The sequence below is a fragment of the Mumia flava genome, assembly GCF_002797495.1.
Lineage (GTDB): Bacteria > Actinomycetota > Actinomycetes > Propionibacteriales > Nocardioidaceae > Mumia > Mumia flava.
The window spans coordinates 2,172,654-2,184,521 of record NZ_PGEZ01000001.1 but is presented as its reverse complement, the minus strand read 5'-3'; the positions used below and the strand labels follow the sequence as shown (position 1 = coordinate 2,184,521).

Genomic DNA, 11,868 nt, shown 5'->3' with positions numbered 1-11,868 from the left:
CCTCAGGCGATCCCGCTCAGCCGGTCCTCGAACCAGGCGAAGACCCGATCCTCCGTCACGAGCCGCCCGAGCGGCTGGCAGTGCCGGTCCGCCCCCTCGGCCGCGCTGAACCGGACGACGTCGGCGTGCGGCACGAGCTCGGCGAGACGTTGGGACTGACCGGGCCAGAACTGCTCGTGCTCGGGTTCGGTGATCAGGAGCGGCGTGGTGATCCGGGCCGCGTCCGCCGGATCGAGACGGTACTGCCGGACCTCCCGGTACAGGTCGAACCAGTCGCTGTGCTCGTAGGGGCGGCTGCGCCACGCGAGCGTACGGCCGAGAGAGGGAAGCTTGGTGGCGAGGCCCATGTCGCGGTCGAACGCGTGGCGTTCTCCGTCGTCGTCGAGCATCGCGACCATCTTCTTGCTCAGCGGACGCGTCCACGACTCCGACACGTCCACGACGCCGGGGTCGACGACGGCGGCCACGAGGCGGTCCTCGAAGGCGAGGGCCCGCGAGAGCCAGAACCCGGCCTGGCTGACCCCGTATCCGAGCAGGCGCTGGGCGTCGACGTCCGTTCGCGCCACGAGCGCGTCCACGACCGGTCCGAGCACCGCCTCCCAGTCGGGCCGGAAGCAGGTCTGCTGCTCGAAGAGCATCGACTGCTGGCCAGGGCCGTCGTAGACGAACGCGTTCCAGCCCCGCGCCAGCGCGCCCGCCGCCGCAGGCACCCACAGGTCGCTGATCGAGCCGTCGCTTCCGTTCGTCACGATCACGGTGGGCCGCGGCTCACCGCTGGGGTCCGGTCGCAGCAGGTAGCCGGGCAGCGTCCCGCCGTCGTACGGCACGGCGACCCGGACGTGAGCGCCCTCGGAGCAGTCGACGAAGGAGTCCCAGGCCGAGCGGTGCGCCCGGAAGGCGTCGAGCAGGCCGTCGGAGTCCGACGCCGTCGCGAGCCCGTCCACCACGCAGGACCAGTACGTCGCGGCCCGCAGGAATCCTGAGCGCGCGCTGGCGAGGTGCCCGCCGGCGCGCGCATCGTCGGCCGCCTTCTCCACGGCCTGCGCGGTCAGGGCCCACTGGGCCGACCAGTCCGACGCGTGCCGCACGCGCGCCACCGTGGCGAGGACCTCGCCCACCTCGCTCGCGCCGTGCACCGCGCGCCCGAGGACGCCCCGCGTCGCGAAGTCCAGGTCGCCGTCGCTGAAGAACCCCTCGTCGATGACGCGGTGCCCGGAGTTTCCGAGTCTCATGATGTCTCCCCCTGCTGAATGGTCGAGCCCGGCTGTCGGGCCCCACCACCAGTCAAGGCGAGGGTCGGCGCCCGGGGCCTGTACGCAATGACTAGTTCTCGGCCACACCCGAAAACAGGTTGCGCGGCCGTGGGAGACTGGACGGGCGATGAAGAACTGACACCGACCGCGCTCGCGTCCGAGGCATCGTGCCCGGTGAGCCCCTGCGACCCTGCGAGGTCTTCCGGTGTCTCCTTCCTCTCCTTCCTCTCCTTCCTCCTCTCCCGCGACCGCGCCGGCGGGTACGTCGCGTGCTGTCGTCGCTCGCCGGCTCACCGTCGCGTACGGGGTGCGTGTGGTGCTGTCCGACGTCGACGTGACCGCGTCACCCGGTGACCGTCTCGGCGTCGTCGGCGAGAACGGTGCCGGCAAGTCGACGCTGCTGCGGGTCCTGGGCGGGCGGCAGGCCCCGGACTCCGGGACGGTGCGCCGACCCGCGCGCGTGACGCTGCTCGGCCAGGTTCCCGACCTCCCCGACGGCGGCACGGTCCGTGATGCCGTCGACGGCGCGCTCGCCTCGTACCGCGGGCTCGAGTCGCGGATGCGCGAGCTCGAGGACGCGATGAGCGCAGGCGACGCGGAAGCGCTCGAGGAGTACGGCGACGTGCTCGAGGAGTACGAGCGCCGCGACGGCTGGTCCGCGGACGCCCGGGCCGAGCGCAGTGTCGCCGGCCTCGGTCTGGGCGCCGTGGCTGTCGACCGGGACCTCAGCACGTTGTCCGGGGGGCAGCGGGCCCGGTTGGCGCTCGCGCTCGCACTCGTCTCCGCCGACGACCTGCTGCTGCTCGACGAGCCGACGAACCACCTGGACGACGACGCGCTCGACTACCTGGAGTCCGCCTTGCGTGAGCACCCGGGCGTCGTCGTGGTCGTGTCCCACGACCGCGCGTTCCTCGACGCCGTGTGCACGTCGGTCCTCGACCTGGATCCGTCGCTGCAGGTCGAGCCGGACGGCACCACCCGGGTCGGGCCGGAGCGCTCGTCCGGCGCCTACACCGACTACCTGGCGGCGAAGGCCGCGGGCCGGGTCCGCTGGGCGCAGGCTCGCGACGCGTGGGAGACCGCGCACGACGAGGCCCGGGCCGCGCTGAGCGGTGCGAGCCGCCAGGTCGGGCACGGTCCGCGGGCGCCTCGTGACAACGACAAGTTCGTGCCGCACTTCCTCGGCCAGAAGGTCGACGCGGCGGTGGCCCGCCGGGTCCGCGACGCCGAGAACCGCCTCGCGAGGCTGGAGGCGAACCCGGTCCCGCGGCCGCCGGAGGAGCGGGCGTTCGCGGGTCTGGGTGCCGCACGACCAGCAGACGGGGTGCTGGTCGCGGCGCGCGACATCGAGATCCCGGGACGGCTGCAGCTCGATGCGCTCGACGTGACGGCAACGACCCGCCTGCTGGTGACCGGCCCCAACGGGGCCGGGAAGTCGACCCTGCTGGCCGTGCTCGCCGGGGAGCTGACGACGGCGCACGGCACCGTCCAGCACCGGGGGCGGCTTAGGATCGGCTACCTTCCCCAGCACGATGCCGCCGGTGACCTCGGCGCGACGGCAGCCACGGCGTACGGGGTGGGCCGCGGCGGTGATCCGCAGCGGGCGCGCGACGAGCTGCGGACGACCGGCCTGCTGCATCCGCGCGACCTCGATCGGCCGATGGGTGAGCTCTCGGTGGGGCAGCGCCGCCGGGTCGCACTGGCGCGGGCGATCGCGGACCGGCCGGACCTCCTCCTGCTGGACGAGCCGACCAACCACCTCTCCGTCGCGCTCGTCGAAGAGCTGCAGGAGGCGCTCGCCGGCGGCACCGTCCCGTACGTGCTCGTCACCCACGACCGCTGGTGGCGTCGCGGCTGGGACGGGGCCGAGCTGCGGTTGGCGGGCGATGTCCGTGGTCAGCGGTAGCGTCGGCAGCATGGCTGAGATCGTCGTGTTCCACCACGCGCAGGGTCAGACGGGCGGGTTCCTCGCGTTCGTCGACGACCTCCGTTCCGCCGGGCACACCGTGCACGCGCCCGACTACTACGACGGACGGACCTTCCCGACCGTCGATGCCGGCGTCGCGTACGCCGAGGAGGAGGCCGGACGCGACGAGCTGGTGCGCCGGGTCGAGGAGGCAGCGGCGACGCTGCCGGCCGAGGTCGTGTGGGTGGGGATGTCGCTGGGGAGCCTGTTCGCGCAGAAGTACGCGCAGACCCGGCGGGGCGCGCGCGGCGCCGTCCTGCTGTACGGGGCGCTGCCTCCGGAGGTGTTCGGCACGCCGTGGCCGTCCGGTGTGGGTGTGCAGGTCCACGCGATGGCCGACGACCCGTGGGTCGACTGGGAGGGCGAGGTCGCCCCGGTGCGGGCGCTGGACGAGGCCGAAGTCTTCTCGTACCCGGGCAGCGGCCACCTGTTCGCCGAGACCGACTCCGTCGACTACGACGCCGACGCCACCGCGCTGCTGCGTGAGCGGGTGCACGCCTTCCTGGCACGGATCGACTGATGAAGCCGGCCGACGCACCTCACCTGCGGATCGAGTCCATCGCCCAGTGGCGGGCCTGGCTCGCGGAGCATCATGCGGACGCCGATCCAGGCGTCTGGCTGGAGTGGCGCCGTCGCACGAGCCATCCCGAGGCACTCGACTACGACGAGGTCGCCATGGAGGCGCTGTCGTTCGGGTGGATCGACGGTCACGCCAAGAGCATCGACACGGAGTGGTCGATGCTGTGGGTAACACGGCGCCGCCGCGACAGCTGGTGGTCACGACTGAGCAAGGAGCGCGTGGCGCGCGCCGAGTCCGAAGGGCGGATGACCGACGCCGGCCGTGCCGTGATCGAGGCCGCCAAGGCGGACGGATCGTGGTCACGGGGCGACGCGGTCGAGGCGTTGGTCGTCCCGGACGATCTCGCCGCAGCCCTGGCGGAGCACCCCGGGGCGCGCGAGGCCTACGACGGCTTCGCACCCAGCACACGCAAGCAGATCCTGCAGTGGATCGTCGTGGCGAAGCGGGACGAGACCCGGGCCCGGCGGGTGGAAGAGACGGCGAGGCTCGCAGCGGAGGGGAGGCCGGCGCAGTAGTGGTGTCAACTCAGCCGGCTCCAGCGAGCGTCTCCAGCCGTGTGCGACGTGCCTTGACGATCCCGTCGACCGCGTCCCAGGTCGCGATCGCGACGACCGAGAAGCCGATGACCGCGGGGACGACCACGTCGAGGTTCTCGCCGCCGAGCTCCGTGAGCGCGGTGATCAGCTCGGGGTTGATGAGCTCATCCCGCACGATCAACCAGACGGTCCCCACGACGAAGGCGGCAGCGAGGAGGGCGTTCGCCGCGGCGAGCCGCGGACTCCAGCCGCGTCGCGCGTAGGCCGCGACCGCGACGGCCACCTCGAGCAGCTGCAGCGCGATCAGCGCAAGGATCCATCCCGGCCACAGGCCGGGGTCGAGGACGTGCATCCACTCGCCGTCGTACCCTGCGCCGTCGACGCGGGCGATGCCGTGGAGCCCGTCCCACAGGAGCGCGCCGACGAACAGCGCTGACATGACGACGGAGGCGATCAGGTCCCCACGACCACGTCCGCCCTGACGCTCCGGGAGCTTCTCCGGGTTCCACGGCTCGATCCCGGCGTCGGCGGGGTTGGTGGTGCGGTCGAGGACCGCGAAGACCAGCGTGGTCCAGAACGCCACGTGCGCCACCACGCTCAGGGCGACGCCCCACGTGCTGGCGGCGACCTCGCCCGCGCTCGCCCCGCTCAGGATCTCTCCCAGCGCCACCACGCCGGCGACGCACGCGGGGACGATCCACAGGAGCGTCGTGAGCAGCCGCCACCAGGCCACGTAGTAGCGGGGCCCGATCAGGTACAGCTGGCGGCCGGTGTACGCGGCTGCGAGGACGACGGGATCACCGAACTCGGTCAGCACCGCCCGCTCGGCCTCCTCGGTGCTCGCGGTCTCGCCGCTCCGTGCGTCGACCTGGTCGGCGATGGACCCACGGAGCTCGGCGGCCACGTCGGCACGCTGCTTCTCGGGCACCGCGACGATCACGGCGCCGACATAGCGATCGATCAGGCTCGTCATCTCAGTTCTCCTCCGGGAGTGCGGCGATCGCACGGGCGATCGCCTCGAAGTCTTCGGTCATGGCGGATGCGAGCCCGGAACCCTCGGGGCTCGTGCGGTAGAACTTGCGCGGCCTCGCCTCGTCGGTGTTCCACTCGCTGACCAGGTGCCCTTGCTTCTCGAGGCGGCGGAGCAGGGGATACAGCGTGTTCGCATCGGTGTCGAACCCGCGGCCCCGCAGGGCCTCGAGCAGCCCGTAGCCGTAGCCCGGCTCCCGCAGCAGCCGCAGGCACGCCAGCACGACGGTGCCGCGGCGCAGCTCCTGCAGGTGGGTCTGGAACGGCTCGGTCTCGTCCATGTCTCGCACTATACCGTATGCCACACAGTATTGTGTGTCGCATTGATGACGGACTGGGCGACCCGAGAAAGAGCGCCGCCGCCGGCTCTCCGCAGATGCAATCAGTTGCATATGCATCGAGTTGCATCTAGGCTCCCTGCATGGCCTTGGAGCACGCGATCCTCGTCTCGCTCGCCGAGCGCACGGCGAGCGGGTACGACCTGACGCGCCGCTTCGACAAGTCGATCGGCTACTTCTGGCGGGCGAGCCACCAGCAGATCTACAAGGTGCTCGGCCGGATGGAGGCCGACGGCCTCGTCTCGTCGAAGGCGGTCCCCCAGCAGGGGCGCCCGGACAAGAAGATCTACGCGATCACCGAGGACGGCCGCGCGACGCTGCTCGCCTGGTCACGGGAGCCCACGAGCATGGAGCCGCTGCGCAGCGCGTTCGCGGTCAAGGTGCGCGGCCTCCCGTACGGCGACCGCGACGCGGTGCTCGCCGACGTCCGCCGGCGCCGTGAGCAGCACCTCGCCACACTCGCGTTCTACCGCGAGGACGAGGCCCACACCTTCGGCGACCCGGCGGCGCTCGACTCGGCACAGACCGCGCAGTACGCGGTGCTGCGCGGCGGCATCCTCCTGGAGGAGGCCGGACTCGCGTGGTGCGAGGAGATCCTCGCGCTGCTCAGTGATCCGAGCGCGCGCCCCGACGGGAGCGCAACGCCGTGAACGCCACCCAGAGCACACCGAGCGCGATCGCGACCGCTGCGCCGATCAGGACCACGTGCACCCACAGGAACGACGTCGGCGAGCTGTCGCCGACCGCGCCGGTCCACGCCCGCTCGTCGTTCCAGATCGCCACCCCGAACCGCGGCCAGATCACCACGTTGAACACCCCGGCGACCACCAGGAACCACGCCGCGCCTCGAGAGATCACCCGACCAGTACACCCCAGAGGGACACGATGACCGAGCACACCCCCGTGACCACCGCGTACCCGCACCTCCTCTCGCCGCTCACCGTCGGCGGCGTCACGCTGCGCAACCGCGTGATGATGGGCTCGATGCACACCAAGCTCGAGGATCGTGCGGGTGACATCGGCAAGCTCGCCGCCTACTTCGCCGAGCGCGCCAAGGGCGGCACCGCGCTGCTCGTCACCGGCGGGTACGCCCCGAGCTGGCGCGGCTGGCTCAGCCCGCTCGGCTCGACGATGGCCTCGCGCCGCCTCGCGGACCAGCACCGCCAGGTCACCGACGCGGTGCACGCGTACGACTCGCGGATCCTCATGCAGGTCCTGCACGCGGGGCGTTACGGCTACTCGCCGTTCTCCAAGGGCGTCTCGAAGAAGCAGTCGCCGATCACGCCGTTCAAGCCGAGCGCGATGAGCACCCGCGAGGTCGAGCGTACGGTCGACGACTTCGTCCGTGCGGCGACGCTGGCCAAGCGTGCCGGCTACGACGGCGTCGAGGTGATGGGGTCGGAGGGCTATCTGATCAACCAGTTCCTCGCCGCCCGCACCAACGACCGTACGGACGCGTGGGGCGGCACCGCCGAGAAGCGGATGCGGTTCCCCGTCGAGGTCGTGCGTCGGACCCGGGAGGCGCTCGGCGACGACTTCCTGATCCAGTACCGGATCTCCCTGCTCGACCTGGTCGACGACGCCCAGGACTGGTCCGAGACCGTCGAGCTCGCGCACCGGATCGAGGCCGCCGGGGCGTCGATCCTGAACACCGGCATCGGCTGGCACGAGGCCCGCATCCCCACGATCGTGACGTCGGTCCCGCGCGGCGCCTTCGCCTGGGTGACCGGCAAGCTGCGACCCGAGGTCGGCATCCCGGTGATCGCCTCGAACCGGATCAACACCCCCGAGGTCGGCGAGCAGATCATCGCCTCGGGCCAGGCGGACCTGATCTCGATGGCACGCCCGCTGCTCGCGGACCCGGACTTCGTGAACAAGGCCGCGGCCGGCCGCCGAGACGAGATCAACGTGTGCATCGGCTGCAACCAGGCCTGCCTCGACCACACGTTCAGGAACCAGCGCGCGACCTGCCTGGTCAACCCGCGGGCCGGCTACGAGACCGAGCTGCGGCTGCTCCCCGTGCCGAAACCGCGCCGCAAGGCGATCGCCGTCGTCGGCGGCGGACCCGCGGGCCTCGCGGCCGCCACCGAGCTCGCCGGGCGCGGCCACGCCGTGACGCTGTACGAGGCGGACCTCGAGATCGGCGGGCAGTTCCGACTCGCGCGTCGGATCCCCGGCAAGGAGGAGTTCGCGGAGACGCTGCGCTACTACGCGAAGCGGCTCGAGGTGACCGGCGTCGACGTGCGGCTCGGGACGCGTGCCGGTGCGGACGACCTCGCTGCGTACGACGAGGTGGTGGTCGCGTCGGGTGTCGCGCCGCGCAACCCCGAGATCAAGGGCCTCGACCACGCCTCGGTCGTGTCCTACCCGGACGTGATCGACGGCCGGGCCGAGGTCGGCGCGAAGGTCGCGATCATCGGGGCCGGCGGGATCGGGTTCGACGTGGCGGAGTTCCTGCTGCACGAGCCGGACGAGTCGCTCGAGCACTGGATGGCACGCTGGGGCGTGGCCGACCCGGCGACCGAGCGCGGCGGTCTCGGCACGAAGGTCCGCACGACGCCGGCTCGCGAGGTCTGGCTGCTGCAGCGCAAGCCCGCACCGCTCGGCAAGGGCCTCGCGAAGACGTCCGGCTGGGTGCACCGCACCACGCTCAAGGACTCCGGGGTGCACATGATGGGCGGCGTGACGTACGAGTTCGTCGACGATGCGGGCCTGCACATCCTCGACGAGGACGGGACGCCTCACGTGCTCGACGTCGATACCGTCGTCGTCTGCGCCGGCCAGGAGTCGGTGCGTGATCTCGTCGAGCCGCTGGAGTCCGGCGGCACGACGGTGCACGTGATCGGTGGGGCGGACGTGGCTGCGGAGCTCGACGCGAAGCGCGCGATCCGCCAGGCGACGGAGCTCGCAGCCCGCCTCTGAACCGTCCCGCGGCGGGCCTTGCGGGCCTGACGGTCTGCGTAGCCGGCTACGGAGACCGTCACCTGGCACGGAAGGTTTCCCGCGCCGAGTGGGGATCTCCCCAGTTGGCTACGGAGACTGCAGGCGCCGAACAACGGACGGCGAGCGCCGGAACAACGGACTGCGAGCGCCGGAACATCCCTGCCCGGTTCCGGGTTGGACTGGATGTGAGTTCCCCCGCCGACGCCGTACGCGATGTCGTCGACGTCGTCGTGATCGGTGCCGGCCAGGCCGGGCTGTCCGCTGCGTACCACCTGCGCCGACTGGGGGCGCGCTTCGTCGTGCTCGACGCGAACCCAGCCCCAGGCGGCGCGTGGCAGCACCGGTGGCGGACGCTCACGATGGCCGATGTCCACGGGATCGCGAAGCTCCCCGGGCTCGACGCCCCGCACGCCGACGGCGACACCGCTGCGCGTGACACCGTCCCGGCCTACTACGCGGACTACGAGGACCGCTTCGGCCTCCCCGTCGTCCGGCCCGTCCGCGTACGGAGGGTCGCGAACGCCGACCCAGCGGAGCCGACCGGCGATCTGCTGGTCCACACCGACGCCGGCACGTGGCGGACCCGCGCCCTGATCAACGCGACCGGCACCTGGGAGCGCCCGTTCTGGCCGAGCTACCCCGGTGCGGCGACGTTCCGCGGACGCCAGCTGCACACCCACGACTACACCGGCCCGGACGAGCTGGCGGGGCTCGACGTGGTCGTCGTCGGCGGTGGCGCGTCGGCCGTGCAGATCCTCGGCGAGCTCGCCGGGGGCGCGGCGTCGACGACCTGGGTGACCCGCCGCGAACCCGTCTGGCGGACCGACGACTTCGACCCCGCCGCCGGGCGCGATGCCGTCGCGCTCGTCGAGGACCGCGTACGCCGAGGACTGCCACCGCAGAGCGTCGTGAGCGTGACCGGGCTCGCACTCCGCCCGCAGGAGCAGCGCGCAGCCGCGCTCGGCGCGTACGAGCGCCACCCGATGTTCACCGCGATCGAGCCCGAGGGCGTGCGGATGGCCGACGGCACGTTCCGTCGCGCCGACGCGATCGTGTGGGCGACCGGGTTCCGCGCCGTGCTCGACCACCTGGCGCCCCTGCGGCTGCGCGAGACGAGCGGCGGCGTTCGGCTCGTGGCGCGCGAGGATGCCCACACGCCGACCACCGCGGCACGCGACCACCGGGTCCAGCTCGTGGGGTACGGTCCGTCGGCCTCCACGATCGGCGCCAACCGCGCGGGACGGGTCGCCGCCCGCTCGGCCCTGCGTGAGGTCGAGCGGACCGCCGTCGCCTGAGCGATTCGCGTCCGGGCAGGGCCGGGGTGATGATGGCCGGGTGAGGCTCGCGTACGGCTGCATGGGTCTCGGCTCCGGCTCCCCCCACCCGACCGAGGAGGACGTCGACCGGGCCGAGCAGGCCGTGCTGGCCGCGTACGAGCTGGGGATCCGGCAGTTCGACCACGCCGACAACTACGGCGCCGGGTCTGCCGAGACCGTGTTCGGCCGCGTCCTGAAGCGTCACCCCGGGCTCCGGGAGACCCTCACGATCCAGACGAAGTGCGGGATCGTCCTGGGCGGCGCGCCCGACGCCGAGCCGCACGGCGGCAATGCGTACGACCTGTCGCACGAGGCGATCCTCACCGCCGTCGCAGGCTCGCTCGAGCGCCTCGGCATCGACCACGTGGACCGGCTGCTCCTCCACCGACCGGATCCCCTCATGGTGGCCGAGGAGGTCGCCGACGCGTTCGACACCCTGTACCGCGACGGCCGGGTCGTGGGGTTCGGCGTCTCCAACATGGGGGCGGCGCAGATGGCCCATCTGGCCCGTGCCCTCCGGCGCCCGATCGAGGTCGACCAGGTCGAGCTGAGTCTCGCGCACCGCGACCTGATCGAGGCGGGGGTCCTGGTCAACCATGCCGGGGCGAGCACGTCCGTCGGGTCGCTCGGGACGCTGGAGCACTGCGTGTCCGAGGCGATCACGATCCAGGCGTACGGCTCGCTCGCCCAGGGCCGCTACACGGGAGCACGGCCCACCTCCGACGCCGACCGCGCGACCGCGGGCCTCGTCGGCAAGTACGCCGCCGAGCTCGGGACCACCCCTGAGTCCGTGGTCGTCGGCTGGCTGCTGCGCCATCCCGCGATGATCGTCGCCGTCGTGGGGACGACCTCACCGGAGCGGATCCGCGCCTGCGGGGACGCCGAGCACGTCGCAGCCGCGATGAGCCGCGAGCAGTGGTGGTCGCTGTGGACGACGGCGCGAGGGGAGCCGGTTCCTTGAGACCTCTGCGTACGGCGGTGATGGTGATGGCGTGCGGGGCGCTGGTCGTTCCGGTCGGGCCTGCGGCGGCGGAGGGGTCTCGATCGTCGCTCCGCTCCGCCTCGACCATCGAAGGAACCGCCCTCCGCTCCGCCTCGACCATCGAAGGAGCCTCCGGTGCTCGAGGCGCGAGCGCAGCGAGTGATCGAGTGCCGTCCACCGCCGGCGCCCGGGTCGTCGAGCGGATCCGTCTCGGCGGCGTGAGGGTCGGTCTTCGGGCGGGCACCCGCCAGGTGATCACGGTCAACCGACGCTCGGGCTATCGCGCCACCGTCACGTACTGGGTCCGACGCGACGGCCAGTGGGTGAAGCGCCGGCGCACGTCCTCGGGCCGGATCGGGTACGGCGGGCTGGTGAAGGCGTCGCAGCGCAAGCAGTGGACCGGGACAACGCCGATCGGGTCGTTCACGATGACGGAGACGTTCGGGAACCACCGCCGTACGCCCCGGGCACGGATGCCGTTCCATCGCGTCCGCGCGGGCGACTACTGGGTCCAGGACAACCGCTCGGCGTACTACAACACGTTGCGGAACAAGCGCGCGGGCGGGTTCCGCTGGTGGCTCGCACCGTCCGTGCCCAACTCCTCCGAGCGCCTTCGGGACTACGGCCGGCAGTACCGGTGGTCGGTCGTGATCGACTTCAACCGGCCGCCGAACGCGGTCCGCCGGCGGGGCTCCGGGATCTTCCTGCACGTCAACGGCGACGGCGCCACCGCCGGCTGCGTCTCCGCACGCCGCCGATTCATTCGCTGGACGATGAATCACCTCGCCCCTCGGAAGGTTCCGGTCATCGCAATCGGGCGTTGAACCGACCCTTTTCGTCCGAATCTTCGGACAATCGAGCCTAAATGGCATCGATTCCGTCGGACCCTCGTCATGGCGACGTGTAGACCCCGCCGCCCGTGGGT

Annotated in this window: 12 protein-coding genes; 8 read left to right on the top strand and 4 right to left on the bottom strand. The window is 72.1% G+C overall.

Annotation, left to right across the window (positions count from 1 at the left end):
* Positions 1–2: 2 nt before the first annotated feature.
* Positions 3–1,232 carry an alpha/beta hydrolase family protein gene (locus CLV56_RS10390; protein ID WP_039363597.1) on the bottom strand — a complete coding sequence of 410 codons (1,230 nt, stop codon included), beginning with the start codon at positions 1,230–1,232 and terminating at the stop codon, positions 3–5.
* A gap of 334 nt (positions 1,233–1,566) precedes the next feature.
* On the opposite strand from CLV56_RS10390, the gene CLV56_RS10385 reads away from it, so the two are divergent.
* Genes CLV56_RS10385 through CLV56_RS10375 form a run of 3 tightly spaced genes read left to right on the top strand, consistent with a single transcriptional unit; the run spans position 1,567 to position 4,314 of the window.
* Positions 1,567–3,159 (top strand): ABC-F family ATP-binding cassette domain-containing protein, encoded by a 1,593-nt coding sequence (locus tag CLV56_RS10385; RefSeq protein WP_245857751.1) that lies wholly within the window; start codon positions 1,567–1,569, stop codon positions 3,157–3,159.
* 10 nt (positions 3,160–3,169) lie between these two features.
* Positions 3,170–3,739 (top strand): dienelactone hydrolase family protein, encoded by a 570-nt coding sequence (locus CLV56_RS10380; protein WP_039363958.1) that lies wholly within the window; start codon positions 3,170–3,172, stop codon positions 3,737–3,739.
* Positions 3,739–4,314 carry a YdeI/OmpD-associated family protein gene (locus tag CLV56_RS10375; RefSeq protein ID WP_039363583.1) on the top strand — a complete coding sequence of 192 codons (576 nt, stop codon included), beginning with the start codon at positions 3,739–3,741 and terminating at the stop codon, positions 4,312–4,314. Before CLV56_RS10380 ends, CLV56_RS10375 begins: the two co-directional genes overlap by 1 nt.
* Positions 4,315–4,324: 10 nt before the next feature.
* On the opposite strand, the gene CLV56_RS10370 is transcribed toward CLV56_RS10375, so the two are convergent.
* A complete protein-coding gene (locus tag CLV56_RS10370; RefSeq protein WP_039363582.1) occupies positions 4,325–5,308 on the bottom strand; it encodes a permease prefix domain 1-containing protein in 984 nt (327 codons plus the stop codon).
* Position 5,309: 1 nt separating this feature from the next.
* On the bottom strand, positions 5,310–5,645 hold the full coding sequence (locus CLV56_RS10365) for a PadR family transcriptional regulator (protein WP_039363579.1): 336 nt from the start codon (positions 5,643–5,645) through the stop codon (positions 5,310–5,312).
* A gap of 140 nt (positions 5,646–5,785) precedes the next feature.
* Here CLV56_RS10365 and CLV56_RS10360 point away from each other — a divergent pair, with 140 nt between their 5' ends.
* A complete protein-coding gene (locus tag CLV56_RS10360; protein WP_039363574.1) occupies positions 5,786–6,352 on the top strand; it encodes a PadR family transcriptional regulator in 567 nt (188 codons plus the stop codon).
* Here the strand turns inward: CLV56_RS10360 and CLV56_RS10355 are convergent.
* Positions 6,309–6,560, bottom strand: a complete 252-nt coding sequence (locus CLV56_RS10355; protein ID WP_039363572.1) for an SCO4848 family membrane protein — start codon at positions 6,558–6,560, stop codon at positions 6,309–6,311. The two genes, CLV56_RS10360 and CLV56_RS10355, sit on opposite strands and share 44 nt — an antisense overlap.
* Positions 6,561–6,587: 27 nt before the next feature.
* On the opposite strand from CLV56_RS10355, the gene CLV56_RS10350 reads away from it, so the two are divergent.
* The 4 genes from CLV56_RS10350 to CLV56_RS10335 all read left to right on the top strand — a co-directional run bounded on the left by CLV56_RS10350 (position 6,588) and on the right by CLV56_RS10335 (position 11,767).
* Positions 6,588–8,624, top strand: coding sequence for an NADPH-dependent 2,4-dienoyl-CoA reductase (locus CLV56_RS10350; protein ID WP_100414789.1), 2,037 nt, complete (start codon positions 6,588–6,590; stop codon positions 8,622–8,624).
* A gap of 206 nt (positions 8,625–8,830) precedes the next feature.
* On the top strand, positions 8,831–9,940 hold the full coding sequence (locus CLV56_RS10345; protein ID WP_100414788.1) for an FAD-dependent oxidoreductase: 1,110 nt from the start codon (positions 8,831–8,833) through the stop codon (positions 9,938–9,940).
* Positions 9,941–9,980: 40 nt separating this feature from the next.
* Positions 9,981–10,922: an aldo/keto reductase gene (locus CLV56_RS10340; RefSeq protein WP_211288038.1), complete on the top strand. Its 942-nt coding sequence runs from the start codon at positions 9,981–9,983 to the stop codon at positions 10,920–10,922.
* A gap of 188 nt (positions 10,923–11,110) precedes the next feature.
* Positions 11,111–11,767, top strand: a complete 657-nt coding sequence (locus CLV56_RS10335) for a L,D-transpeptidase family protein (RefSeq protein WP_157805134.1) — start codon at positions 11,111–11,113, stop codon at positions 11,765–11,767.
* Positions 11,768–11,868: the final 101 nt, after the last annotated feature.